Annotated in this window: 1 protein-coding gene; it reads right to left on the bottom strand. The window is 40.8% G+C overall.

The window, feature by feature from the left end; genetic code table 11:
* Positions 1-397: DNA repair ATPase (locus tag R2R70_RS19100; protein WP_410978764.1), on the bottom strand; the 397-nt coding region annotated here is incomplete at both ends.

Raw genomic sequence — 397 nt, 5'->3', positions numbered from 1 at the left:
GCAAGCGATTGGTTTTTATCTTCAACGGGTTCTTGATGAATACCTTCACCGGTTTCGGTGCGGTTTTCTATTTTTATGGTGAGCGTGCCACCAATGGTTTCAACAAATACGGTATCAGCAATATTTATATGACCGTGACGCCCTTCAACATGCTCACTGCGGTCTGTTTCTTGCCATTCAAAATCATAATCGTGTGCGTGCTTTATATCGCGTTCACCGCGATTATCAATATAATGAATAGTGTTATCTGAGTGTATCTCCCATCTAAACACTCGTACGTCAGAGAGCTTTTCACCAATCTGAAACAACGCAAATAACTTGCCGTTTTGCTGATATAGGTGCTGCAACTTGGTTTGCTTGTAGTAAGTATAAAGCTCTTCAAAATCGCGAATAAAAC

It is taken from the genome of Cobetia sp. SIMBA_158, assembly GCF_046566945.1.
In the GTDB taxonomy this organism is placed as follows: domain Bacteria; phylum Pseudomonadota; class Gammaproteobacteria; order Pseudomonadales; family Halomonadaceae; genus Cobetia; species Cobetia amphilecti.
This window is presented reverse-complemented; position numbering and strand designations above follow the sequence as displayed.